We start from the raw sequence: 24,485 nt of genomic DNA, 5'->3' as shown, positions 1-24,485 counted from the left end.
CGGGGCCCTCAGCCGCGCGTGGCCGCGGGCGCGGCAGGAGCCGAGGCGGCGCGTTCGCGCAGCACCTGCTTGGCGACGCGGAACTGCTGCACCAGCGGGATGTTGGACGGGCAGACGTAGGTGCAGCAGCCGCACTCGAAACACTCGCCGAGGTGGTAGTGCGCGCCCATCTCGTCGTACTCGCGCTTGGCCGCCAGCATGCCCAGCGCCGACGGGTTCAGGCCCATCGGGCAGCTCTCGACGCACTGGCCGCACTTGATGCACGGGTAGGTGCGGCGCTCGTCGCGCTCGGCCATGTCCTCGCGGCGGAAGACGAGCACGCCGGAGACGCCCTTGGTCACCGGCGTGTCCAGCGCGGCCACCGACTGGCCCATCATCGGGCCACCGAGCACCAGCTGGCAGGCGCTGGTGGCGTCGCGCGGCGCGCCGGCGAAGTCGAGCACGAAGGAGATCGGCGTGCCCAGCGGCACGCGGTAGTCGCCCGGGCGCACGACGCCGGGGCCGGCGATCGTCACCACGCGCTCGGTCAGCCCCTGGCCGGCCGGCAGCAGCTTGCCGATCGCGGCCATCGTGCCGACGTTGTTCATCACCATGCCCAGCGACACCGGCAGCTGCCCGGACGGGATCTCCACCCCGAACAGCGACATGATCAGCATCTTCTCCGAGCCCTGCGGGTACTTGGTCGGCACCGCCTCGGCGAAGACGTTCTCCAGCCCGGCCGCGGCGATCGCGGCCTTCACCGCCAGCACCGCGTCGGGCTTGTTGTCCTCGATGCCGACGATGGCGCGCACCGCCCCGGTGGCGCGCATCGACAGCGCGATGCCGCGCACCAGCGCCGCCGCCTCCTCGACCATCGTGCGGTGGTCGCATGTCAGGTACGGCTCGCACTCGCAGCCGTTGATGACCAGCGTGTGCACCTGGGCCTGCGGCGGCACCTTCAGCTTGGCGTGCGTCGGGAAGGCCGCGCCGCCCAGGCCGACGAGGCCGGCATCCCAGACGGCCTGCAGGATCTCGTCGGGCGTCATCGTGTCGGTGTCGCGCGCCACGCCCCACAGGTCTTCCTGGGTCGCGGCGGCGTGCGGACGGATGACGATGGACGGTGTCCACGGCCCGCGTGCGCTGGGCCGCAGCTCGATCGCCTTGACGACGCCGGTGGCCGGCGCGTGATGCGGCACCGACAACCAGCCGTCGGCCTTGGCGATCGGCTGGCCGCGCACGAGCTCCTCGCCGACACGCACGAGAGCCTGCGCCGGCTTGCCGATGTGCTGCGCCAGCGGCACGACGAGCTCGTCGGCCCAGGGCAGGCGCCGGATCGGCGTCGCCGCCGTGTGCTTGTGCTCCGGCGGGTGGATGCCGCGTGCGAAGGTCTCGCCACGCAGGAAGTTGAGCAGCTTCATCAGTTCCCCTCGGGAACCGGCCGCCGCAGGCGGCCGGGGGCGCTCTTGTCCATCAGTTGTACTTCGCCGCCCGCTTCTTCAGCTTCTCGAGGTTCGGCTCGGCGGGGTTCCACGGGGTTCCCGGGTGCAGGCAGCCGGCGGTGCACTTCTCCGCCGCCTTCACGATGTCCGAGTAGCTCGCGCCCTTCGGGTTGATGACGACCGCCCGGCGGCGGCCGTCGTAGGCGAAGACGCCCGGGGCCAGCGTGATGCACTCGTCGCAGGCCGAGCACTCGGGGCTCTCGACCCAGACCGGCTCGTGCGCCGTCTCGGCCGGTGCCGCTTCGGCGGCAGGCGCGGCGGGTGCGGCCGCCTTGGCGGCCGGAGCCGGCTCGGATGGCGCCACCGCAGCGGCAGGCGCCGCCGGGGCCACGGCTGCCACCGGCGCCGCGGCGATCGGTGCGGGCACCACGGCCACCGGCGCAACCACCGGCGCAACCACCGGTGCGGCGACCGGCGCGGCCACGGGGGCAGCCACCGGAGCGGCCGCCGCCGGCGCCGCGAGCGCCGAACTCAGCTTCTGCAGCAGTTCACCGCGCACACGCTCGGTGATGGCGCCGATGTCGGCCGGCTTCTCGCGCGTCACCAGGTCGCGCAGCTGCTTCCAGTACTGCAGCCGCTCCTCGCAGGCCTTGACCAGTTCCTCGGCCACCAGCAGGCGCATCAGGCGGCGCTTGGCGTCGACGGCCCAGATGTAGGGGTAACGGCCGCCGCGCTCGGCCGGCGGCAGCGCCACCAGCTCGGCCAGCGGGATCATCGAGTCGTTCCAGGTCTCCGGCGGCGCCTTGCGGAAGTGCTTGGCGAAACGGGCCTCGGTGGCGGCGAAGTCGGCGAAGGTCACCGGCAGGTCCATGCGCTGCTCGGTGCCGTTCTCGTCGAGGTACTTCAGCTTGTAGGTCGGCCAGTCGGCGCTCATCGCCGGGTTGCCGGCCAGGCTGACGCATTCGGCGAAGGTGGTGCCGGCGTCCGGGTCGTAGCGGAACAGCGGGTAGGCGCGGCTCTCGACGGCCAGCTTGCTCTGGTCGACGCTCTTGTCGTCGCCGACGCCGTGTTCCGGCGGGCAGACGGCGTAGACGTTGAACAGCGCCGGGCGGCGCGAGTTCAGGCCGTCGATGAAGCCGTCGAGCAGCTTGGTCGCGTGGGCGATCGTGCCCTGCATGACGAAGGCGGTGCGGTGCGCCATGCCGATCAGGCTGATCTCCTTGCGCGGCTCGACCTTGCCGTGCCAGGCGCTGCCGTAGGGCGCCATGTCCGACACCTGACCGATGAAGCCCGAGGTGCAGGCCTGGCCGCCGGTGTTGGAATAGACCTGGGTGTCGACGACCAGCACCTTCACCGGCTTGCCCGACATCAGCAGGCGCGACAGGTTCTGGAAGCCGATGTCGTACATCGCGCCGTCACCGCCGAGGCTGACGACCGGCGGGCACAGCTTCCATTCCTCGTCGCTGAACTGCTCCCAGTTGAAGCGCTTGAAGAAGTTGCCGTCACGCTCCTCGACGTACTTGCCGCCGAGCTCCATCTCGGCCATGCGCACGGCCTTGAAGCCCTCGGCCATCTTGGCCATGTGGCCCTCGAACAGGCCCATCGCCACCGACGGCGAGTCCTGGAACAGGTGCGAGGTCCAGGGGAAGGGGTACGGGTGGTACGGGAAGCTCGAGCCCCACACCGAGGTGCAGCCCGTGGAGTTGACCAGGCCCATCGTCGAGCGGCCGCGGCCCGTCGGACCCTCGACATAGCGCCAGCGCAGGTCCTTGAGCTTCTCCAGCAGCTGCGCCACGCGGCGCACCCAGGCCGGGTCCAGCGGCTGCGAGGGCTTGCCGGCGGACAGGCTGTCGGCGAGCTTGGACAGCGTCAGGTCGTGCTGGGCGTTGGCCTCCACCGCACGCAGCACGGCGCCGGTGTCGGAGACGTCCACCGACTCCGCCAGGCGGTTGCGCAGATGCTGCTGCAGGCCGTCGATCAGCGTGTCGAGCTTGGCGACGAAGGGCTTGACGCGGTGCTGCATCAGCGCCGCGACGGCGGCGGTGAAGAGGTGGATCGCGGTCTTCTCGCCGCAGCCCAGGCAGGCGCCGTCGCCGCAGTTCATCGAGTTGTAGACTGCCTTGTCGAACAGCAGCGTCTCCAGCGCGCCGCTCTTCTCGTCGATGTTCTCGACGCGGATGAACTCGCGGCTGGTCGTCGGCAGGTCGAGCCAGAAGTTCCAGTCGCGGCGCAGCGCCTCGACCGACTCCTCGGTCTGCGTGACCATCTTCAGCGCGCCGTCGTTGCAGACGTTGACGCACAGGCCGCAGGCCTTGCAGGTCAGCGGGTTGACGGTGATCGAGAACAGGCCGCCGCTGCCGGGGTTCTTCTTCTCGCGCACCTGCCAGTAGGGCTTGGTGGCGGAGAACTTGAAGTCGCCGAGCTGGGCCTTCAGCAGCTCGAACTCGGCGGCCATCTTCTCGCGGTCCTCCTCCGGCGCCTCGGCGACGGTGGCGGCGATCGCCTGATCGACGAGCGGGCGCACGGCGACGCCGTCACCCTTGCCGATCAGGCCGCGCAGCTTCTTGTCGGCGGTGCGCACCGCACGGCGCAGGAAGCGTGTCGGCGTGCCGCCGCACTCGACGCGGTTGAGCGCCGTGGCGAAGACCTCGTCGGTCTTGTTGACCAGGCCCGGCATCGCGCTGTCGGGGCAGGCGGTGACGCACTTGCCGCAGGCGGTGCACTTGTCGGCGATCCACTCCGGGTGCTCGAAGCGGATGCCGGTCATGTCGCGGAAGATGCCGGTGGCCGCCGGCACCAGCGAGGCGCCGATGAACGGGTCGAGCAGGTTGTCGTTGCCCTTGCCGGTGGCGTAGAAGTGGCCGGTCTGCTCCCAGAAGCGGTGGATGTCGGCCACCGGAGGCAGCGCCTTGTCGTCGCCCTTGGGCGTGCGCAGCAGCGTGATCGGCAGCGCGGCGGCGGCGGCGCGCGGCGCGACCGCGGTGCCGACGGTCTTGTCGACGATCTCGCGCAGCTCGTCGAAGCCGCGGCGCACGACGGTGACATTGTTCTGCACGACACGCGCGCCCTTGGAGCCGAACTTGGCCTCGAGCTGCTTCTCGATGGCGCGGAACAGCGCCTCCTCGGACAGGCCGGCGTTCTCGCGCACCGAGGTGGCAGCGAAGAACGCGCCCTGGAAGGCGTTGCCCTGCATGCGCAGCTGCAGGTCGGCGCTGCCGGCCTCCTCGCGCGCGATCTGGAAGGCGTCGAGGTAGAAGACGCGGATGCCGTTGTCGACGATGTGCTGCTGCGCCCAGCGCGGGAACGCGGCCCAGGTGGCGTCACCCAGGTTGCTCTGGATGATGAAGACGCCGCCCTTCTTCAGGCCGGCCAGCGGGTTGGAGTGGCCGAACACCGCCGGGTCGGGCGACAGCACGACGTCGACGCTGACGTACTCGCAGTTGACGCGGATGGTCTCGGGCGCCGCCGACAGGTAGTAGGTCGTCGGCTGGCCCTTCTTCTCCGAGCCGTACTTCGGGTTGGCCTTGATCTCGTAGTCCAGCAGCTCGAACAGCGTCATCGCCAGGTTCTTGCCGGTGGTCATCGCGCCCCAGCCGCCGATCGAGTGCATGCGCACCGTGATCGCGCCCTTGGGCATCAGGTTCGGGTTCTCGCTGCCGCGCACGACGACGTCGGCGGCCTTCGGGTAGCCGGCCTTCACGGCCTGCTGGTGCAGCTCGTCCTTCGGGTTCAGCGGGTCGCGCTCGACGTCCACCGAGAGGTAGAAGAACGGCTTCTTCGCGCCGCCCGGCAGCATGTTCTCGACGGCACCGATCAGGCCCTCGGGCTGCAGGTCGCGCGAACCCAGGCCGTAGCAGCCCGAGTACAGGCGCGGCATCTCCTGCGGCGTGATCGAGGCGTAGTTCTTGTGCGGCAGCGTGTCGGCGCCGGCCAGGCCGTTCTCCAGCGCCTTGGACAGCGAGGCGCGCAGCTCGCGCACCAGCGGCAGGTCCTCGGCCAGCGGCTGGTCGGTGCGCTCGAGCACGACGACGCCCTTCTTGCCGCGCAGCGCCTGGCCGACCAGGTCACCCGGGAAGGGGCGGAACATCGTGATGTTGAGGACACCCACCTTCAGCTTGCGGGTCTCGCGCAGGTAGTCGGCGACGGCCTCGGCCTGCACGACCATGCTGCCCATGCCAACGATGACGTAGTCGGCGTCCTCCAGCTTCCAGCCGCCGACGCGGCCGTAGCGGCGGCCGGTCAGCGCGGCGTACTCGGCCATGCACTGCTCGGACAGCGCCTCGATGGCGTCGAAGAAGTACGGCCGCTGCGCGGCCACGGCCTGCATGTAGGCGTCCTGGTTCTGCACCGAACCCGACAGCAGCGGCACGTCGACGTCCCAGATCGCCGGCACGCGGCGGCGCTTGGGGCCGTAGACCATGGCCTGCGCCGGCGTCGGCGAATCGATCAGGTCGTCGGGGCGGCCGAGGTACTCGGCGACGAGCTCACGCTCGGGGATGCGCGCCGACTCGATCAGGTGCGTCGTCAGGAAGCCGTCCTGGCCGACGATGGCCGGCGTCAGCGACAGCTCGGCGAGCTTGCGCGCGATGAGGTTCAGGTCGGCGGCCTCGGTGGCGCTCTTGGCCATCACCTGGATGAAGCCGGTGTCGTCGATGCAGTGGTAGTCGTCGTGGCCGGCGTGCACGTTCAGGCTGGCCTTGGTGATCGCGCGGCAGCCCATGTTCAGCACGTAGGGCAGGCGCTTGCCGACCGTCGCGTACAGCGACTCGTGCATGAAGGCGATGCCCTGGCCGGAGGAGAAGTTGGTCGCGCGCAGGCCCGTCATCGACATGCCGGCGGTGACGCCGGCGGCGGCGTGTTCGCTCTCGGGCTCGACGAAGATCAGCGGCCGGTCGGAGACGTTCAGATGGCCGGCGGCCACTTCCTGCGCCCAGTACTCGCCCATCTGCGTCGACGGCGTGATCGGGTAGGCGCCGGCGGCGTCCGAGGCCTCGCGCTCGACCATGATGACGGCGGTGTTGCCGTCGACCGCGTCGCGCACGCCGGGGTACTTGACGGTTTGCGGCCCGCTGTCGCGGCGGTGCTCGCCGGTCAGGTAGTCGATGACCTTCTTCAGCATTTGGGGTTCCTCGGGCGGATGTTGAAAACGGTGGGGCGGGTGCGCGGGATTACTGGCGCACCGGCAGCGCGTCGTGGCGCAGGATCTTCTTGGCGGCATGGCCGCGCAGCGGGCGGCCGCGGTCGTCGAACCAGACGATCGCGCCGGTCGGACAGCGGTCGGTGAAGCGGCGCTCGGCCTGGTCGTTCCAGCCGTAGTCGATCTCCACCAGGTTGTTCTTCAGCGCCATCAGGCCGTCGGGCGCGTCGGCGACGCAGCGGCCGCAGGCGGTGCAGGCGACTTCGCAGGAGGCTTCGGCGACATCGCCCTCGGCGCGGTTGCGGCAGGCGATCCACAGCCGGCGGTCGGCCGGCTCGACCGAGAACAGCCCCTTGGGGCAGACCTCGACGCAGTCGTTGCAGGCGGTGCACTTGTCGACGTCGACGACCGGCAGGCCGTGCAGGTCCAGCGTGATCGCGCCGTGCTTGCAGACGGAGACGCAGTCGCCCAGGCCCAGGCAGCCCCACGCGCATTCCTTGCCGCCGCCGCTGACCACGGCCGCGGCGCGGCAGGTCTCCAGGCCGGCGTAATGGGCGCGCATGCGCGCCACGTGCTTGCCGCCGGCGCAGGCCAGGCGGGCAACGCGCTTCTCGACCTCGCCGGCACCGACACCCAGCAGCTTCGCGATCGAGCCGACCTGGTCCGGGCTGCTGACCGTGCAGCGCGCCGGCACCACCTCGCCGCAGACGACCTTCTCGGCGAAGTTGCGGCAGCCGGCCAGGCCGCAGGCGCCGCAGTTGGACTTGGGCAGCAGTTCCTCGACCTGGTCGATGCGCGGATCCTCCTGCACCGACAGGCGCCGGTTGGCGAACGCGAGCACGCCGGCCAGCGCAACGCCCAGCGCCGCCATGAAGCCACCCGCGATGCCGAAGACCCCTAACTGCTCCATCGAAACCTCTCCCGGACCGTCCTGCTCATGCGCCACACAGCGCCCAGCCCGCAAGAGCGTCCGATGCCAGTGCGAAAGTCGAGCCGCGGCCGGCGACAGCCGGATGCGGCGGGGCTACGCATGCAAAGCGTCGGCAACTCCTGACGCCGGTCGGCGGCGGGATGAAGCGTCGTTCACAGGGCAGCCAGAGATCGGTCTGACAGACCACTTCACTACGCCGGCGACCACGTTGACCGCCGAAACCCGGGCCGTACCACGATGGCGGTGCGGCCCTGAAACGAATTGGACGCGTCGCCCCACCCACCCGGATTGACGAACGACAAACGACTTCATCTGGCGGGAAACGCGGCCCGGGCAAACCCCAAAATCACAAGCACGAATCGCTGAATCCAGCGCTCGTGCGTCAACTCAGGTGGTGCTGCAGCAGGAAGATCGCGACGCCGGCGAAGTACCCCAGCAGCGCCAGCCCGCTGATCCGGCGCACGTACCAGAAGAAGTCGATCTTCTCCATGCCCATCGCCGCCACGCCCGCGGCCGAGCCGATGACGAGGATCGAACCGCCGGTGCCGGCGCAGTAGGCCATGAAGCTCCAGAGGAAATGGTCCGGCGGGTAGTCGGCCAGGCTGTACATGCCCATCGACGCGGCGACCAGCGGCACGTTGTCGACCACCGCGCTGGCCATGCCGATGACGACGACGATGAGGTCCAGGCGGCCGATCGAGGCGTCCAGCCAGTGCGCCAGTGCCGCCAGCACGTGGGTGTGCTCCAGCGTCGCCACGCACAGCAGGATGCCGATGAAGAACACCAGCGAGCTCATGTCGATCTTGCCGAGCGCATGCGCGAGCGTGAACCGCAGCTTGTACTCGTCGTCCTTGTTGCGGTGCACCAGGTCGCCGACCAGCCACAGGATGCCCAGGCCGAACAGGATGCCCATGAACGGCGGCAGGTGCGTCAGCGTCTTGAAGACCGGCACCGCGACCAGGATGCCCAGCCCGAGGAAGAACATCAGCTTGCGTTCGAAGGCGGTCGTGACGACACCGTCGTCCTCCTCGCGTTCGGCCGGCGCCAGCACCGGCCGGCCACGCAGCACGAAGGCCGTCACCGCCAACGGCACCGCCAGGCTGGCGACCGACGGCAGGAAGACGCTCTTCATCACCTCCAGCGCACTGATCTGGCCGCCGATCCACAGCATCGTCGTCGTGACGTCGCCGATCGGCGTCCAGGCGCCGCCGGCATTGGCGGCGATGACGATGATGCCGGCGAAGAACAGCCGATCCTCGCGCCGGTCGAGCAGCTTGCGCATCAGCGAGACCATGACGATGGTCGTCGTCAGGTTGTCCAGGATCGCGCTGAGGAAGAAGGCGACGACGCCCACCAGCCACAGCAACGACGACAGCGTCTTCGTGCGGATGCGCTCGGTGATGACCTGGAAGCCGTTGTGCGCGTCGACGACCTCGACGATGGTCATCGCGCCCATCAGGAAGAACACGATCTGCGCCGTGCCCATCAGCGACTCGCCGAGTTCGGCGCCGACACGCTGGTGGTCGGCCGAGACGGTGGCGTAGATCGTCCACAGCAGGCCGGCGCCGAGCAGCGCCGAAGCCGACTTGTTGACCTTGAGCGGATGTTCCAGGGCGATCGCCGCATAGGCGGCGACGAACACGAGCACGAGCGCTGTCGTCAGCATTTCATCGAACCGGGGAAACGAAGGAAGTGGCGGGGCCGCCGTGGCCCCGGACCGTGCCAGCCTGGGGCCGCGCGGAGATCGTTCCGCAGGCCCGCCTCACCCCGGAGCCGGCCGCGGGTGCCGTCGGGGGAGCGGTCGTGCCGCGATGACAACACGATCCGTGGGGGATTGGACGCCGCAGGAGACCGCAGCCGATTGACGAACCGCAAGCTTTCCCACGATGTGACATTTTGGGGCGTTTTCGCCCTTATCGGTGCGTGCCGGGCTGCCGTCGTGCACGGCGCATCTGCGCCAGCGGGCGTTTGCCCTGCAGCTGGCGCTCGATGCCGTCGTTCAGCTCGGAACGCAGTGCATGCACCTCCTCGACAAGGCCGTAGATGCCCGGGAAACGCAGGTCCAGCCACAGCCACAGCGTGCAGGCGCGCAGCGCCTGCTCGATGCGGTCGAGCCGGCTCCAGCCGTCGACCGTGTCGAGAAAGCTCGGCCGCCCGGCACGGCCGCCCCTGGCGTGGCCGCGCGCCCAGTCGAGGTACTCCTGCAAGGTGTCTTCGTTGCGCGTGTCCACCGGCGCCTGCGCGTAGACGAAACGCGCCGCCAGCGGCAGCGCGCCGGCGGCGTGGTCCAGCTGCTCGGCCAGCGCCAGCATCGCGTCGAGCTCGGCGACGGCGAAATGGGCGTCGTCGAGCCTGAGCCGGTCGACGAAGACGCCGAGCACCTCGCGCAGCCGCGTCGCCTGAAGGCGCTCTGCGATGGTGCGCACGTGCCAGCCGTTGGGCGCCACCGGCGCCTTGAAGTGGCGCGGCGCCTTGGGCTGGCGGTGCAGCAGCTCCTTCAGCGTGCGCGCCGCGGTCGGCTCGGCGAGGTCGAGCACGCCGGCGAAACCTTCCTCGTGGAAGCCGAAACGCCCGGCGCGGCCGGCGATCTGGTGCACCTCGGACTCGTCGAGCAGCCGGTCACCGACGCCGTCGAACTTGCTCAGTGTCGAGAACAGCACGCGGCGGATCGGCAGGTTCAGGCCCATGCCGATGGCGTCGGTGGCGACCAGGATCTGCGACTCGCCGCTGGCAAAACGTTCGGCCTCGCGCCGCCGCACCTCGGGCGGCAGCGCGCCGTAGATCACCGACACCGGCCGGCCGTTGGCGGCGATCGCGTCGCGCAGCGTCAGCACGTCGCGCCGGCTGAAGGCGACGACGGCGTCGCCGGCCTGCAGCGCGTCCAGCGCCACCGGCCGCGGCAGCAGCTCCACGTGCTGCTTGCGCTCGAAGCGCCGCACCGTGCAGCGTTCGCCGCAGACGCCGAGCAGGATCTCGATCGCCGGCACCGCGTACTCGCTGCAGATGATGATCAGCTCGCTGGCCGGCACGGCGACGATGGCCTGGGTCCAGGCCCAGCCGCGCGAGCCGTCGAAGATCATCTGCGCCTCGTCGACGACCGCCACCTCGACCGGGTTGTTGGTCGAGACCATCTCGATCGTGCTGGAGACGAAGTGCGCGCCTTCGGCGGGCACGTTCTCCTCGCCGGTCAGCAGCGAGCAGGCGACGCCGCGCGCGACCATGCGGTCACGGCCTTCCAGCGCCAGCAGCCGCAGCGGCGCGAGATACGCGCCGTCGCGCGCCTGGCACAGGCGCTCGAACGCGGCGTGCGTCTTGCCGCTGTTGGGCGGGCCGACGTAGAGCGTCACCGTGCGCTGCTGCGCGCGCGCCTTCGGGAAGGTGTCGGGGTAACCCTGGAACGCCAGCTCGCTGTTCAGGCCCTGCAGCGTGTCGAGTTCGGTGACGCGGTGCTCCCAGCGGTCCTGCACACGCGTGCAGGCGGCCATCAGCTCGTCGGCGCCCTGCGGGCGCGCACACTCGGCCGACAGGCGCGGCAGCAGCGAGACCAGCTCGTTCGGCGACAGCGCGTGGCTGCGCGCCACCAGCCGCGCCAGGTGCGCGACGATGGCCTCGCGCTGCGGATGCAACACGCCGGCGCCGAGCGCGGCCTGCAGCGCCGCGGCGTCGCCGTCGCGCCAGAAGGCCCAGACCGGCGCGTCGTCGACGCGCACACGGAAGGGCAGCACCACCGGGAACGGGGCCTCCTCGGGCACCGGGATCTCGACCGTGTCCTGCAGCAGCCGCGTGAAGGTGCCGGCGTGGCGCAGCAGGCCCAGCGACTCCAGCGTCGCGGCGCGCGCATGCATCAGCGCGCGCACGTCGGGGCCGGTGCCGACCGCGTCGAGGTGGGCCAGCGCCAGCGGCACCAGACGGGGTTCGATCCAGCGGCTGGGCCGCGTGCCGGCGGCCTTCTGCAGCAGGATCAGGCCCAGCTTGTCGAGGTGGGCCTCGAAGCCGGGCGCGTGCGGCTCCAGGTATTCGGCGGGTTTGGTGACCTGCGGCAGCAGGTGCGCGGCGCGGCGCACGCGCTCGAAGTCTTCGGGGGAGACACCGGCGGGCACTCTCGCCAGGTGGCGGGGCTCGGGCAGGTGGGGCAGCGGGCGCGGCGTGTCGGTCGGGCGTGGAACGGTCATGGAACAGGATCGAGCGAAGCACGCACTCTAACCGCCCGCGCCGGCGCCCTGCCCGCTCATCCCCAGAGCGCGCCCCTGCGGTCGTCGACGCGGCGCGCCTTGTGCGTGGCGCGCGGCAGCGTCTCGGGCGCCAGCAGCCGGACCTCGGCCGAGACGCCGCTGGCGCTCTTCAGCGCATGCGCGAAACGTCCGGCCAGCCCGGGCGCGTCGCCGGTGAAACCGGGCGCGGTCTCGGCTTCCACCGTCAGCCGGTCCAGGTGCTGCACGCGTTCGACGACCAGGCGGTACTCGCCGTTGAACTCGGCGAAGCGCCGCACGACGGCCTCGACGTCGCTGGGAAAGAGATTGACGCCCTTGACGATCAGCATGTCGTCGAGCCGGCCGTGCACGCCCAGCAGGCGCGCGCTGGTGCGGCCGCAGCGGCAGGGTTCGGTGGTGAACGAGACGATGTCGCCGGTGCGGAAACGGATCATCGGCCGCGCGCGCTTGGTCAGCGTGGTCAGCACCAGCTCGCCGCGATCGCCCTCGCGCACCGGCTCGCCGGCCGCGTCGAGCACCTCCCAGTGGATGTGGTCCTCGGCCCAGTGCAGCCCGTCCTGGCGCTCGCACATGCCGGCGCAGGAGCCGAAGATGTCCGACAGGCCGTAGTAGTCGTAGACCCGGGCGCCCCACAGCGCCTCGATGCGATGGCGCGTCTGCGGGATCGAGCCGCCGGGCTCGCCGGCGACGAAGAGGCGGCGCACCTGCAGGTCGCGGCGCGGGTCGATGCCCTGCTTCAGCGCCGTCTCGCCGAGATACCAGGCGTAGGACGGCGTCGTCCACAGCGCCGTCAGCCGGAACTGCTGCGCGATCTGCAGCAGGCGTTCGGACGGCAGCGTGCCGGCGTGCACGCTCAAGGCGCCCAGGCGCTGCGCACCGAGCACGCAGGGCCCGCCGACGAACAGCGACAGGTTCAGCGCGTGGCCGTAGCGGTCCTCGGGCCGCAGCCCCGAGGACCAGAACTGGCGCGCCTCGTAATCGATCCAGTCGTCGAAGTCCTCGGCGGTGAACGGCGAGGCGGTCGGCACGCCGGTCGAGCCGCTGGAGGCGCAGACGTAGACCACGTCGCGCTCGGGCACGGCGAGGATGTCGCCCAGCGGCGGCACCGCCAGCTGGCGGTCGCGCAGCGTGCGTTTGTCCAACGTCGGGAAGCGCCGCAGGTCGTCCAGCGTGCGCAGGTCCTCGGGGCGCACGCCGGCGGCGGCGAACGCGGCGCGGTAGTACGGCGAGCCCTCGGCGGCGTGGCGCAGATGGCGGCGCAGGCGGTCGAGCTTCAGCGCGTCCCAGTCGGCGCGCGACTGGGTCTCCAGCGCCGGCGCCCAGAAGCGCCGCGCGCTGCCGATCTCGGCCAGCACGGCGCTCACTGGGCACCCTCCGGCCTGGCGGCCGGTCCCGCCGAGCGGGAATGAGCCCCGGACAAGTCCTGAGGGCTCATGCGAGCCTCGCCTCGGGCTGCGTCGTCGCGCGCCTGGCCAGCAACTCGTCCAGCAGCGGCAGCGTCGGCGCACCCGCCCCGGTGGGCTGCGCCTCCCAGCCCTGGGCACGCGAGAAGAAGCGCAGCGCCTCGAAGTCGGCCAGGCGGCCGCCGTCGAAGCGGTGGGCCAGACCGGCCGGCACGGCGATCCAGTCGCCGGCGGTGCACAGCACGGCCAGGCCGCCCGCCGGCAGGCGCACGTGGAACAGGCCGCGGCCGTTGACGAAGACGCGCAACTCCAGATCGGCGTGCGTGTGCTCCTCGAGGAAACGCGCGCGCAGCGCCGGCCAGGCCGGATCGCCCGGGCGAACCGTCACGCGGTCCTCGTGCACGATGCCGTAGTGCCGGCGCAGCGCATCCAGCGCCGCGTGGTGGCCCGAGTCGGCGTCGGGCTCGATCTCGACACGGCCGGCATCCACGCCCAGGCGCGCCAGCAGCGCCGCACTGGCGGCCGCGCCGCGTGCGTGCTCGCGCACGCCGCCGTCTTCGTCGAAGAGCCAGGCCTGCATCGTGCGCTCCCGGTTCACTGCAGGAAGGACGGGCGGGCGTAGCCGGCGAAGTTCCTGTCCAGCACCTGCTTGAAATACGGCGTCTTGAAGGCTTCGGCGATGTCGCGCGCCCAGGGCGTGGCGGCGTCGGCGCGTTTGACCGCGGCGACGAGCAGGTAGTAGTCGGGCGTCTTCTCCAGCGCCACCGCTTCGGTGAGCTTGAGGCCCGATGAGATCGCGAAGTTGCCGTTGACGACGGCGAAGTCGGTGTCGTCCAGCGCGCGCGGCAGCTGCGCGGCTTCCAGCGGCACGAGCTGGATCTTCTTCGGGTTGGCAACGATGTCCTTCTCGGTCACGCGCAGCGGGTCGACGCCGGGCTTGACCGTCAGCAGCTTGTGCTGTTCCAGGAAGACCAGCGAGCGCGCGAGGTTGGTCGGGTCGTTGGGCAGCGCGATGCGCGCGCCTTCGCGCACGTCGGCCACGGTCTTGAACTTGCGCGAGTACAGGCCCAGCGGCGCGATCGGGCCCTGCACGATGTCGACGATGTCGAGCTTCTGGTCGGCGGCGAACTTCTTCAGGTAGATGATGTGCTGGAAGAAGTTGGCGTCGAGCGCGCCGTCGGCCAGCGCCTTGTTCGGCTGCACGTAGTCGTTGAACTCGACGAGCTTCACCTTGTAGCCCTTCTGTTCGAGCTGCGGCTTGATGCCGAGCTTCAGCACGTCGAGGTTGGAGCCGGCGGTGGCGCCGATCACCAGCTCCTTCTTCTGCTGCGCATGGGCCTGGGAGGCGAGCATCGCGGCGCCGAAGACGGCGGCGAGAGCGACGGCGGCGGACAGCAGCGAGCGGCGCGAGAACGACATGGGACGGGTTCCTTGTGATCGGAGAGGACGGGGAAGTCAGCGCTTGTCCAGCCGGCGCGCGAGCGCGTTGCCGGCGAACTGGATGAGCTGCACGAGCACGACCAGGATCGCGACGGTGAACACCATCACGTCGGTCTGGAAGCGGTAGTAGCCGTAGCGGATCGCGAGGTCGCCGATGCCGCCGCCGCCGACGACGCCGGCCACCGCCGAGTACGACAGGAAGCTGATCGCCAGCACCGTCAGCGCCAGCACCAGCCCCGAGCGCGCCTCGACGACGAGCACGCGCCAGACGATCTGCAGCTCCGAGGCGCCCATCGCGTGCGCCGCCTCGACGACGCCGCGCGGCACCTCGCGCAGCGTCTGCTCGACGAGGCGCGCGAAGTACGGGATCGCCGCGAAGGACAGCGGCACCGCCGCGGCCAGCGGCCCGATCGAGGTGCCGGCGATGACGCGCGTCACCGGCACCAGGGCCACCAGCAGGATGATGAACGGGAAGGAGCGCACCAGGTTCACGACCCAGCTGACGACGCCGTAGACCGGCGTCGAGGCCAGCGGCTGGCCCGGGCCGAGCAGGAACAGCCAGACGCCCAGCGGCCCGCCGACGATCAGCGCCGAGCCCAGGCCGATGGCCAGCATCAGCGCGGTCTGGCCGACCGCCGTCCACAGCTCGGGCAGCAGCGCGACGATGTTCTCAGGCATGGACGGGCTCCGGTTCTTCGGCCACGGCTTCGTCGCCTTCGGCGTCGAGTTCGGGCGGGTGGTCCACGAGGCGCTGCAGCGCCCGGCCCAGCGAGGTGCGGCGGCGCACGCCGTGCTCCGACAGCGGGAACTGCTCGGCCACCGCGCCGCGTTCGACGACCGCGACGTGGCGGCACAGCGAGCGCACGACCTCCAGCTCGTGGGTGACGATGACGATGGTCACGCCCAGCCGGGTGTTGATGTCGGCCAGCGTGCGCAGCACCTGGCGCGTGGTGTCGGCGTCCAGCGCCGAGGTCGGCTCGTCGCACAGCAGCACCGACGGATGCGGCGCCAGAGCGCGCGCGATGGCCACACGCTGCTTCTGGCCGCCGGACAGCTGCGCCGGGTGGCTGTCGCGCTTGTCGGTCAGGCCGACGATGGCCAGGCACTCGGCGACACGCTCGGCGACTTCGGCACGCGAGCGCCGGCCGTGCAGGCGCAGCGGGAAGGCGACGTTGTCGAAGACGGTCGCGTTCTGCAGCAGGTTGAACTGCTGGAAGATCATGCCGATGGACTGGCGCGCCAGGCGCAGCTCGCGCTTGCCGAGTTCGGTCAGCACGCGGCCGTCGACCTCGACGCGTCCGCGGTCGGGGGTCTCCAGCAGGTTGATCAGGCGCAGCAGCGTCGACTTGCCGGCGCCGCTGGCGCCGACGATGCCGAAGACGTCGCCGCGGCGCACCTGCAGCGAGACCTCGTGCACGGCGGCAAAGACCTCGCCGCCGGGCAGGCGGAAGCGTTTGCCGAGGCCGTCGAGCCGGATCAGCGGCGGGGCGGCGGAAGGGTCCTGGACGGGCATGGGAACGGCAGGGGGAGGAAACGGCTCATGAGTTTCCCCAGCCAACCCGCCGCGCCGAACGAAGGAAACCGAGTTTGGTTCTTCGCCCTCCGGGAAAACCACGCCCGCCGCGGTAGGCCGCTACTACCGCGCGCCGCCGGCTCGTGGCGAAGATGAGGCCCATCGCAACGACCCAGGAGACACGGGCGATGAGCAAGATCCTGATGCTGTGCGGCGACTTCGGCGAGGACTACGAGGTCATGGTGCCGTTCCAGGCGCTGCAGGCCGTGGGCCACACGGTGCACGCGGTGGCGCCGGACAAGAAACGCGGCGAGTACGTGATGACCGCGATCCACGACTTCGAGGGCCAGCAGACCTACAGCGAGAAGCCCGGCCACCGCTTCGCGCTCAACGCCAGCTTCGCCGACATCGACCCGGCGGCTTACGACGCGCTCGTGATCCCCGGCGGTCGCGCGCCCGAGTACCTGCGCATGAACACGCGCGTCGTCGAGATCACGCGCCACTTCCTGGCGGCCGACAAGCCGGTGGCCGCGATCTGCCACGGCGCGCAGCTGCTCGCCGCCACCGGGCTCATCAAGGGCCGGCGCGTCAGCGCCTACCCGGCCTGCCAGGTCGAGGTGGAGCTGGCCGGCGCCGAGTACATGGGCATCGCGATCGACGGCGCGGTCACCGACGGCAAGCTCGTCACCGCCCCGGCCTGGCCGGCGCACCCGGCCTGGATCGCGCAGTTCCTGGCCGTGCTGGGCACGCGCATCAGCCTGTAGCATCGTCCTGCAACGCCCAGGGAGACGCCCATGTGCCGGATCTTCGTCAGCGCCGACCCCGCCAGCTACGAGAGCCGCACGCGCTCGGTGCGGCTGCACGGCGTCGTCACCAGCGTGCGGCTGGAGAACCTGCACTGGGCGGTGCTCGAGGAGATCGCCGCGCGCGACGGCCTGAGCGTCGCCCAGCTCATCGAGACGCTGTACGACGAGCTGGTGGCCGAACGCGGCGCGGTCGGCAACTTCGCGTCCTTCCTGCGCGTCTGCGCGCTGCGCTACGAGAACCTGATCGCCCAGGGCCTGATCCCGCGCGACGCCTCGGTGCCGATCCGCTCGCTGGACGCCGAGCGTGTGCTCGGCGCGCTGCCGCGGCCGGTGGCCGCCTGGCGCGGGCAGCGCACGCTGAGCTGAAGCGGCGGGCGCGAGACAATCCGGGGCCCGCCCCCGGCCGCCGCCCGATGCTGACGCTCTCCCAACTGCTCGCCTTCCTCGCCGCCGCCGTGCTGATCACGGCCACGCCCGGCCCCGACAACCTGATGGTGCTGAGCACCGGCATGTCACGCGGCCGGCGGCGCGGCATCGCCTTCGGGCTGGGCTGCGCGCTCGGCTGCCTCAGCCACACGGCGTTGGCGGTGCTGGGCGTCAGCGCGCTGATCGCGGCGTCGCCGGCGGCCTTCACGGCGCTGAAGTGGATCGGCGGCGGCTACCTCGTCTGGCTCGGGCTGCGTGCGCTGCGCAGCCGCGGCGGCACCTTGTCGGGCGGCGCCGCCCTGGCCGACGAGACGACGGCGGCGCTGTTCCGCCGCGGTCTGCTGGCCAACGCGGTGAACCCGAAGGTCGTGCTGTTCTTCCTGTCCTTCCTGCCGCAGTTCGTCGTGCCGGAACAGGGACCGGTGGCGCTGCAGCTGGGCGTGCTGGGTCTCGTGTTCACCGCGCAGGCGGCGCTGATCTTCGCGCTGCTGGGCGCCTTTGCCGGCAGCATCGGCGCCTGGCTGAACCGCCGCCCCGGCGCCGGCGCCTGGCTGGACCGCATCGCCGGCGTCGTCTTCATCGGACTGGGGCTGCGCATCATCACCAGCCGCTGAGGCGGCAGCGTCTTCACCCGGCGCCGGCACCTGCTCGAACACCGCCCCGAGCGCCGGCGCGTTCAGCGCGCCGGGCTCAGGCGCCGAACCACTGCTCGACCTTGACGCGTGCGGGCACGCCGCCGGCATGCACCACCTGGCCGTCGATGACGACCCCCGGCGTGCTCATCACGCCGTAGGCCATGATGTCGCGCAGCTCCTGCACCTTGGACACCGTCACCGCGACGCCCTTGGCGCGGGCGACTTCCTCGATCAGCGCGATCGTGTTCCGACAGTTGGTGCAGCCGGTACCGAGAACCTTGACGTCCATTTCCGTTCCTTTCGTTGGAGTTGAGGGGTGTCGAGAAGGCTCGACGCTCAGAGCACGGCGTTGAAGACGAATCCCACCGCCAGGATCCCGCAGGCCACCACGCTCACGAAGGTGGCGATCAGGCGCGGCTTGAGCACCTTGCGCAGGATGACCATCTCGGGCAGCGACAGCGCGATGACGCTCATCATGAAAGCCAGCACGGTGCCCAGTGCCGCGCCCTTGGCCAGCAGGGCCTGCACGATCGGGATGATCCCGGCGGCGTTGGTGTACATCGGCACGCCCAGCAGCACTGCCAGCGGCACCGACCACCAGGCGCCCTTGCCCATGAACGAGGCCATGAAGTCCTGCGGCACCCAGCCGTGGATGCCGGCGCCGATCGCGATGCCGGCCAGGATGTAGGGCCAGACGCGGCCGACGATCTCGCGCACGCTGGCGAAACCGCCGTCGATGCGCTCGGCCAGCGTCAGCGTGTCGGCGCTGGCGGTGGCGTGCAGCCTGGGCATCTCGCGCACCCAGTCTTCGAGGTGGCGCTCCATCTTCAGCCGCCCGATCACCCAGCCGGCGAGGATGGCCACCGCGAGCCCCAGGCCCAGGTACAGCAGCGCAATGCGCCAGCCGAACAGGCCGAACAGCAGCGCCAGCGCCACCTCGTTGACCATCGGCGCGGCGATCAGGAACGAGAAGGTCACGCCCAGCGGCACGCCGGCCTGCACGAAGCCGATGAACAGCGGCACCGCCGAGCACGAGCAGAACGGCGTGACGATGCCCAGGCTGGCCGCCATCACGTTGGCCGCACCCTCGCTGCGCCCGGCCAGCAGCGCACGCGTGCGCTCGGGAGTGAAGTACGAGTTCACCATGCCCATCACGAACACGACCGCGGTCAGCAGCAGCAGCACCTTCGGCGTGTCGTAGAGGAAGAACTGCAGCGCGCCGCCCAGGTGGCTGTCGCGCTCGACCGGCAGCCAGGCGACCAGCGCCTCGGACGCCGGCGCCAGCCAGCGGTACAGCAGCCACCAGGCGACGGCGGCGACGGCGATGAACAGCTTGGGCTGGCGTCGCGGCCAGGCGGACAGGCTTCGGGGCAGGGTCAGGACGGACATCGGCGCACCTTCGTTCAACCCTGTAGACGAACGAGGGGCGAAAAGGATGCAGGCCCTGCCGCCTGCCGCCGGAATTCAGGTGCCGTCGACGCGGCCCTGGTGGCAGCAGACGCGGCCGTCGGCCGGGTCGAACCGGACCCGGCACGCGAGCGTCATGCGCTCGCGCAGGCGCCGGCGCGCGCGCAGCAGCCGCGCCTTCGCCGCCGGCAGGCTGAGCCCGCGCGCCGCCGCGTAGTCCTTCTGCGTCATGCCCTCGAGGTCGCAGGCACGGAGGCAGTCGGCGTCGTCGGCCGACAACTCCTGCAGCACACGCGCGATGCAGCCGGTCAGCGCGTCGACGGCCGGCGCCGGCTCGGGCTCGGCTGCGGCCAGCGTCTGGGCGTGCTCGTCGATCGGATCCTGCGGCCGGGCCAGCCGCAGGCGGTCGGTCAGCGCGTTGCGCGCCACGCGGAACAGCCAGGCGCGCGCGTCGTCGAGCGCGCAGAACTGCGCGCCGGCGCGCATCGCCTTCAGGAAGGTGTCCTGCAGCAGGTCCTCGGCAGCGTCGCGGTCGCCGGTCTGGTGGCGCAGGAAGCCACGCAGCTCGGCCTCGTGCGCCGTCCAGGCCTTGACGACGCAGGCGAAGGTCGGCGCGCCGACGCGGGTAGGAACGGGAGCCTCTGCCATGGCCTCAGCTTAACGACGCCAGGGCGTCGCGCAGGCGCGCACGATTCGATTCAGCAGCGGCGAGGCCCGCAGCACGACGACGCGGCCGCAGCGGCCGACGGCCCGGCCAGCGCCGGCTGCCGCGGCTTGGTGGCGCGGACGAAACCGCTGACGAACTTCCCGTCGACCTCGCGCGCCAGTTCCTGCAGGGCCTCGCCCTGCGTGGCGAGGAACTCCTTCGCGTCCTCGGCGCCGTAGACGCGTGTCACCTCGATGCCGGCGTTCTCGAAGCCGGCCGCCTGCAGCTTGGCGAAATAGTCGGTGTCGGACAGCGCGCCGGCCACACAGCCGACCCACAGCTCCATGTTGCGGCGGATCGCCGGCGGCACCTCGCCGCGCACGACGACGTCGCTGACGGCGAAGCGGCCACCGGGCTTCAGCACCCGGAACGCCTCGCGCAGCACGCGGTCCTTGTCGGCCGACAGGTTGATGACGCAGTTGGAGATGATCACGTCCACCGTGTCGTCGGGCAGCGGGATGTTCTCGATCTCGCCGCGCAGGAAGAAGACGTTGGTGCGCCCGCTCTTGCGTTTGTTCTGCTCGGCCAGCGCGAGCATCTCGCGCGTCATGTCCAGGCCGAAGGCCATGCCGGTCGGGCCGACGCGCTTGGCCGACAGCAGCACGTCGATGCCGCCGCCCGAGCCGAGGTCGAGCACCGTCTCGCCAGGGTGCAGCTCGGCCAGCGCCGTCGGGTTGCCGCAGCCCAGCGACGCGAGCAGCGCGGTGTCGGGCAGCTCGCCGGCCTGCACCGCGTCGTACAGGTTCGAGGTGATCGGGTCGGCACCGCCGAGCGCTTGCGACGCGCTGCCGCAGCAGGATCCGCCAGCACCTGCCGAGACGCTCGCGGCGGCGGCGCCGTAGCGGTTGCGCACGACTTCCTTGACGTCGGCTTCGGTGTTCATCGTTCGGGTCCTTTCGGTGGGGGGAGCCATGGCGCCTCAGGCGCGGCGGACGATCGCCTGCGGCTCGACGGCCTGGTTGCGGGTGCAGCACTCGGCGTACAGGAAGGCCAGCAGGTCCTGAAGCGCCTGCGCGTTGGCGGCGTAGCGCAGGAAGGTGCCTTCGCGCCGCACCGTCACGAGACCCTCGTGCTTCAGCTTCTCGAGGTGGTGCGACAGCGTCGAGCCGGTGATCTGCAGTTCCGCCGCGATGTCGCCGACGAACAGACCGCCGGGGTGCGCGCTCAGCAAAAGGCGCACGATGCGCAGCCGGGGTGCGGTGCCCATCGCGCTGAGCATGTCGGCGAAGCGGGCGGTGGATTCGTCGTCGAGGGCAGGCATGGGATGGCCGTTGGATTCGTTATTTCGACAATAAACGAACTTCTGTCCGCCTGCAAGCCGCCATCTTCCGCAGCGGGCCATCTGGACAAAGCTCGGGTCCGGCGTCATAGTTCCATAACATTGGAAACGTAGAGTGCTGCAGGTGGCCCCCGCCGGCGGCGCCCCCACAGCAGGAGAAGACGATGACGACGATCCAGGTATTCGACCCCGCGATGTGCTGCAGCAGCGGCGTCTGCGGTGCCGATGTCGACGAGGCCGTGGTGGCGTTTGCCGCCGACTTCGCGTGGGCCCGGGAGGCCGGCGCGCGCATCGAGCGCTTCAACCTCGCGCAGCAGCCGACGGCCTTTGCCGCGAACACGGCGGTCGCCGGCTTCCTGCAGCGTTCGGGCTCGCAGGCGCTGCCGCTGATCCTCGTCGACGGCGAGGTGGCGCTCGCCGGCCGCTACCCGAAGCGCGACGAGCTCGCCCGCTGGGCCGGGCTGGCGGCGGCACCGGCCCCCGCGGCGGCCGGCGGCTGCTGCAGCGGCGGGCGTTGCTGCTGAAGCGGCAGGACGCTGCGATGCGCTTCCTCGACCACCCGCCGCGCTTCCTGTTCTTCACCGGCAAGGGCGGCGTCGGCAAGACCTCGATCGCCTGCGCCAGCGCCGTGCGCCTGGCCGACCAGGGCCGCCGCGTGCTGCTCGTCAGCACCGACCCGGCGTCCAACGTCGGCCAGGTCTTCGGCGTCACGATCGGCAACCGCACGACGGCGATCGAGGCGGTGCCCGGCCTGCAGGCGCTGGAGATCGACCCTCAGGCCGCGGCGCAGGCCTATCGCGACCGGCTCGTCGGCCCGGTGCGCGGCGTGCTGCCCGAGGACGTGGTGCGCGGCATCGAGGAACAGCTCTCGGGCGCCTGCACGACCGAGATCGCCGCGTTCGACGAGTTCACCGCGCTGCTGGCCGACGACGCGGCCACCGCCGGTTTCGACCACGTCGTCTTCGATACCGCGCCGACCGGGCACACCATCCGCCTGCTGCAGCTGCCCGGCGCCTGGACCGGGTTCCTCGACGCCGGCAAGGGCGACGCGTCGTGCCTGGGCCCGCTGGCGGGGCTGGAGAAGCACCGCGCGCAGTACCGCGCCGCGCTCGACGCGCTGGCCGACGCGGGCCGCACCCGGCTCGTGCTCGTCGCCCGCGCCCAGGGCGCCGCGCTGCGCGAACTGGCGCGCACGCAGCACGAGCTGGCCGGCGCCGGGCTGCGCAGCGCCTTCCTCGTCGTCAACGGGCTGATGCCGGCCGATGCGGGCCGTGGCGACCCGCTGGCCGCGGCGATCCACGAGCGCGAGACGGCCGCGCTGCAGGGCATGCCCGAGACCGTGCGCGCGCTGCCGGCCGACCGGCTTGCTCTGCAATCATTCAATCTGGTCGGCGTCAAGGCGCTGCGCCGCCTGCTCGAGGCCGCACCGGCAGATGCCGCGGCGTCTGCTCACGAAGAGCTGCCCGCGATCGACCGACGCCCGCTGTCCGCGCTGGTCGACGGCATCGCGCACGACGGCGCCGGGCTGGTGATGGTCGTCGGCAAGGGCGGCGTCGGCAAGACGACGGTGGCCGCGGCCGTGGCGGTGGCGCTGGCGCGCCGTGGCCTGGACGTGCACCTCACGACGTCGGACCCGGCCGCGCACCTGGAGGAAACGCTGCTCGACCAACTGCCGCACCTGCAGGTCAGCCGGATCGACCCGCACGCCGAGACCGAGCGTTACCGCCGGCAGGTGCTGCAGACCAAGGGCGCAGGCCTGGACGATGCCGGCCGGTCACTGCTGGAGGAAGACCTGCGCTCGCCGTGCACCGAGGAGATCGCCGTCTTCCAGGCCTTCTCGCGCGTCATCCGCGAGGCCGGCACGCGCTTCGTCGTGATGGACACCGCGCCGACCGGCCACACGCTGCTGCTGCTCGACGCCACCGGCAGCTACCACCGCGAGGTCGTGCGCCAGACCGGTGACAAGGGCCTGCACACGACCACGCCGCTGATGCGGCTGCAGGACACGAAGCGGACCAAGCTGCTGGTCGTCACGCTGCCCGAGACGACGCCGGTGCTCGAGGCCGCCGCCCTGCAGGCCGACCTGCGCCGCGCCGGCATCGAACCCTGGGCCTGGGTCGTCAACCAGAGCCTGGCCGCCGCCGAACCCCGTGCGCCGCTGCTGCGGCAGCGCGCCGCGGCCGAGGTTCCGCGGATCGCGGACGTCGAGCGCCTGTCGGCCGGCCGCTTCGCGATCGTCGCGCAGCAACTGGCCGAGCCGGTCGGCGTGCAGCGCCTGGCCGCGCTGGCAGAACCGTCGTGAAGGAGGCCCCGATGAACGAGAAACAGGCCGTCGCCGCGCTCGCCGCGCTGGCGCAGGAAGCACGGCTGCGCATCTTCCGCGCGCTGGTCGGTGCCGGGCCGGCCGGCATGACGCCGTCGGCGCTGTCGGCGATGCTCGACATCCCGTCGTCGACGCTGTCCTTCCACCTGAAGGAGCTGATCCACGCCGATCTGGTCAGCGTCGAGCGCGACGGGCGCAGCCTGATCTACCGCCCGGCGATGCCCCAAATGGACGCGCTGCTCGGCTACCTCACCGATCACTGCTGCCAGGGAGCGGCCTGCGCGCCCGCGGCGCAGCGGCGCACACGCTGCTGAGCGCACTTCGCCGCCCCCACCCGAATCCGTCCGCTGAAAGGTCCCCCATGGATCAGAAGACTTACAACGTGCTCTTCATCTGCACCGGCAACTCGGCGCGTTCGATCCTCGCCGAGGCGCTGATGAACCAGCTCGGCGACGGGCGCTTTCGCGCCTTCTCCGCCGGCAGCCATCCCAAGGGCGAGGTTCACCCGCTGACGCTGAAGACGCTGGCCGCGCAGCGCCTGCCGGTCGACGGCTACCGCAGCAAGAGCTGGGAGGAGTTCGCCCGCCTCGGTTCGCCCGAGCTGCACTTCGTCTTCACGGTCTGCGACCAGGCCGCCGGCGAGGTCTGCCCGGTCTGGCCGGGCCAGCCGATCACCGCGCACTGGGGCATGCCCGACCCCGCCGCCGCGCCCGAGGCGCAGCGCGAACAGGCCTTCGTCGACACCTTCGTCACGATGAAGCGGCGCATCCAGCTGATGCTGGCGCTGCCGCTCGCCAGCCTGGACCGCGTCGCGCTGAAGACGCGCGTCACCGACATCGGAAAAAACTGA

Annotated in this window: 22 protein-coding genes; 7 read left to right on the top strand and 15 right to left on the bottom strand. The window is 71.2% G+C overall.

Annotation, left to right across the window (positions count from 1 at the left end):
* Window positions 1-8: 8 nt before the first annotated feature.
* The 10 genes from rsxC to EV684_RS19815 all read right to left on the bottom strand — a co-directional run bounded on the left by rsxC (window position 9) and on the right by EV684_RS19815 (window position 16,053).
* On the bottom strand, window positions 9-1,397 hold the full coding sequence (gene rsxC / locus EV684_RS19860) for an electron transport complex subunit RsxC (protein WP_132649084.1): 1,389 nt from the start codon (window positions 1,395-1,397) through the stop codon (window positions 9-11).
* A gap of 52 nt (window positions 1,398-1,449) precedes the next feature.
* Window positions 1,450-6,537 (bottom strand): 2-oxoacid:acceptor oxidoreductase family protein, encoded by a 5,088-nt coding sequence (locus tag EV684_RS19855; RefSeq protein ID WP_132649083.1) that lies wholly within the window; start codon window positions 6,535-6,537, stop codon window positions 1,450-1,452.
* A 49-nt stretch (window positions 6,538-6,586) separates the two neighbouring features.
* Window positions 6,587-7,465 carry a (Fe-S)-binding protein gene (locus EV684_RS19850; protein ID WP_132649082.1) on the bottom strand — a complete coding sequence of 293 codons (879 nt, stop codon included), beginning with the start codon at window positions 7,463-7,465 and terminating at the stop codon, window positions 6,587-6,589.
* Window positions 7,466-7,868: 403 nt separating this feature from the next.
* Window positions 7,869-9,149: a sodium:proton antiporter NhaD gene (gene nhaD, locus EV684_RS19845; protein WP_132649181.1), complete on the bottom strand. Its 1,281-nt coding sequence runs from the start codon at window positions 9,147-9,149 to the stop codon at window positions 7,869-7,871.
* A 250-nt stretch (window positions 9,150-9,399) separates the two neighbouring features.
* The gene (locus tag EV684_RS19840) at window positions 9,400-11,658 is read right to left on the bottom strand and encodes a helicase-related protein (protein ID WP_132649081.1); all 2,259 of its coding nucleotides are present in this window, start codon (window positions 11,656-11,658) and stop codon (window positions 9,400-9,402) included.
* A 56-nt stretch (window positions 11,659-11,714) separates the two neighbouring features.
* On the bottom strand, window positions 11,715-13,061 hold the full coding sequence (locus EV684_RS19835; protein WP_132649080.1) for a phenylacetate--CoA ligase family protein: 1,347 nt from the start codon (window positions 13,059-13,061) through the stop codon (window positions 11,715-11,717).
* 67 nt (window positions 13,062-13,128) lie between these two features.
* Window positions 13,129-13,680, bottom strand: coding sequence for a 1,2-dihydroxy-3-keto-5-methylthiopentene dioxygenase (locus EV684_RS19830; protein WP_132649079.1), 552 nt, complete (start codon window positions 13,678-13,680; stop codon window positions 13,129-13,131).
* Between the two features lie 14 nt (window positions 13,681-13,694).
* Entirely contained in the window at window positions 13,695-14,519 is an 825-nt protein-coding gene (locus tag EV684_RS19825; RefSeq protein ID WP_132649078.1) for a MetQ/NlpA family ABC transporter substrate-binding protein, read from the bottom strand.
* Between the two features lie 36 nt (window positions 14,520-14,555).
* A complete protein-coding gene (locus EV684_RS19820) occupies window positions 14,556-15,218 on the bottom strand; it encodes a methionine ABC transporter permease (RefSeq protein WP_132649077.1) in 663 nt (220 codons plus the stop codon).
* Window positions 15,211-16,053 carry a methionine ABC transporter ATP-binding protein gene (locus EV684_RS19815; protein ID WP_132649076.1) on the bottom strand — a complete coding sequence of 281 codons (843 nt, stop codon included), beginning with the start codon at window positions 16,051-16,053 and terminating at the stop codon, window positions 15,211-15,213. Before EV684_RS19815 ends, EV684_RS19820 begins: the two co-directional genes overlap by 8 nt.
* Window positions 16,054-16,241: 188 nt before the next feature.
* Here EV684_RS19815 and EV684_RS19810 point away from each other — a divergent pair, with 188 nt between their 5' ends.
* The 3 genes from EV684_RS19810 to EV684_RS19800 are packed head-to-tail and all read left to right on the top strand — an operon-like array spanning window position 16,242 to window position 17,899.
* On the top strand, window positions 16,242-16,817 hold the full coding sequence (locus tag EV684_RS19810) for a DJ-1/PfpI family protein (protein WP_132649075.1): 576 nt from the start codon (window positions 16,242-16,244) through the stop codon (window positions 16,815-16,817).
* 30 nt (window positions 16,818-16,847) lie between these two features.
* Window positions 16,848-17,225 carry a ribbon-helix-helix domain-containing protein gene (locus EV684_RS19805; protein ID WP_132649074.1) on the top strand — a complete coding sequence of 126 codons (378 nt, stop codon included), beginning with the start codon at window positions 16,848-16,850 and terminating at the stop codon, window positions 17,223-17,225.
* Between the two features lie 47 nt (window positions 17,226-17,272).
* Complete coding sequence (locus EV684_RS19800) at window positions 17,273-17,899, top strand: LysE family translocator (RefSeq protein WP_132649073.1); 627 nt, start codon at window positions 17,273-17,275, stop codon at window positions 17,897-17,899.
* Window positions 17,900-17,975: 76 nt separating this feature from the next.
* Here EV684_RS19800 and EV684_RS19795 read toward each other — a convergent pair whose 3' ends face one another.
* The 5 genes from EV684_RS19795 to EV684_RS19775 form a co-directional block, all read right to left on the bottom strand.
* The gene (locus EV684_RS19795) at window positions 17,976-18,209 is read right to left on the bottom strand and encodes a thioredoxin family protein (protein ID WP_132649072.1); all 234 of its coding nucleotides are present in this window, start codon (window positions 18,207-18,209) and stop codon (window positions 17,976-17,978) included.
* Between the two features lie 47 nt (window positions 18,210-18,256).
* Window positions 18,257-19,309: a permease gene (locus EV684_RS19790; protein ID WP_132649071.1), complete on the bottom strand. Its 1,053-nt coding sequence runs from the start codon at window positions 19,307-19,309 to the stop codon at window positions 18,257-18,259.
* 75 nt (window positions 19,310-19,384) lie between these two features.
* A complete protein-coding gene (locus tag EV684_RS19785) occupies window positions 19,385-19,975 on the bottom strand; it encodes a sigma-70 family RNA polymerase sigma factor (protein ID WP_132649070.1) in 591 nt (196 codons plus the stop codon).
* Window positions 19,976-20,025: 50 nt separating this feature from the next.
* Entirely contained in the window at window positions 20,026-20,916 is an 891-nt protein-coding gene (locus tag EV684_RS19780) for an arsenite methyltransferase (RefSeq protein ID WP_132649069.1), read from the bottom strand.
* 36 nt (window positions 20,917-20,952) lie between these two features.
* Window positions 20,953-21,294: an ArsR/SmtB family transcription factor gene (locus EV684_RS19775; protein ID WP_132649068.1), complete on the bottom strand. Its 342-nt coding sequence runs from the start codon at window positions 21,292-21,294 to the stop codon at window positions 20,953-20,955.
* Between the two features lie 182 nt (window positions 21,295-21,476).
* On the opposite strand from EV684_RS19775, the gene arsD reads away from it, so the two are divergent.
* The 4 genes from arsD to EV684_RS19755 are packed head-to-tail and all read left to right on the top strand — an operon-like array spanning window position 21,477 to window position 24,485.
* Window positions 21,477-21,836: an arsenite efflux transporter metallochaperone ArsD gene (gene arsD, locus EV684_RS19770; RefSeq protein ID WP_132649067.1), complete on the top strand. Its 360-nt coding sequence runs from the start codon at window positions 21,477-21,479 to the stop codon at window positions 21,834-21,836.
* A 17-nt stretch (window positions 21,837-21,853) separates the two neighbouring features.
* Window positions 21,854-23,614, top strand: a complete 1,761-nt coding sequence (gene arsA, locus EV684_RS19765) for an arsenical pump-driving ATPase (RefSeq protein ID WP_132649066.1) — start codon at window positions 21,854-21,856, stop codon at window positions 23,612-23,614.
* A gap of 11 nt (window positions 23,615-23,625) precedes the next feature.
* Complete coding sequence (locus EV684_RS19760) at window positions 23,626-23,949, top strand: ArsR/SmtB family transcription factor (RefSeq protein ID WP_132649065.1); 324 nt, start codon at window positions 23,626-23,628, stop codon at window positions 23,947-23,949.
* A 47-nt stretch (window positions 23,950-23,996) separates the two neighbouring features.
* Window positions 23,997-24,485, top strand: coding sequence for an arsenate reductase ArsC (locus EV684_RS19755; protein WP_132649064.1), 489 nt, complete (start codon window positions 23,997-23,999; stop codon window positions 24,483-24,485).

It is taken from the genome of Rubrivivax gelatinosus, from assembly GCF_004340905.1.
In the GTDB taxonomy this organism is placed as follows: domain Bacteria; phylum Pseudomonadota; class Gammaproteobacteria; order Burkholderiales; family Burkholderiaceae_C; genus Rubrivivax; species Rubrivivax gelatinosus.
This window is presented reverse-complemented; position numbering and strand designations above follow the sequence as displayed.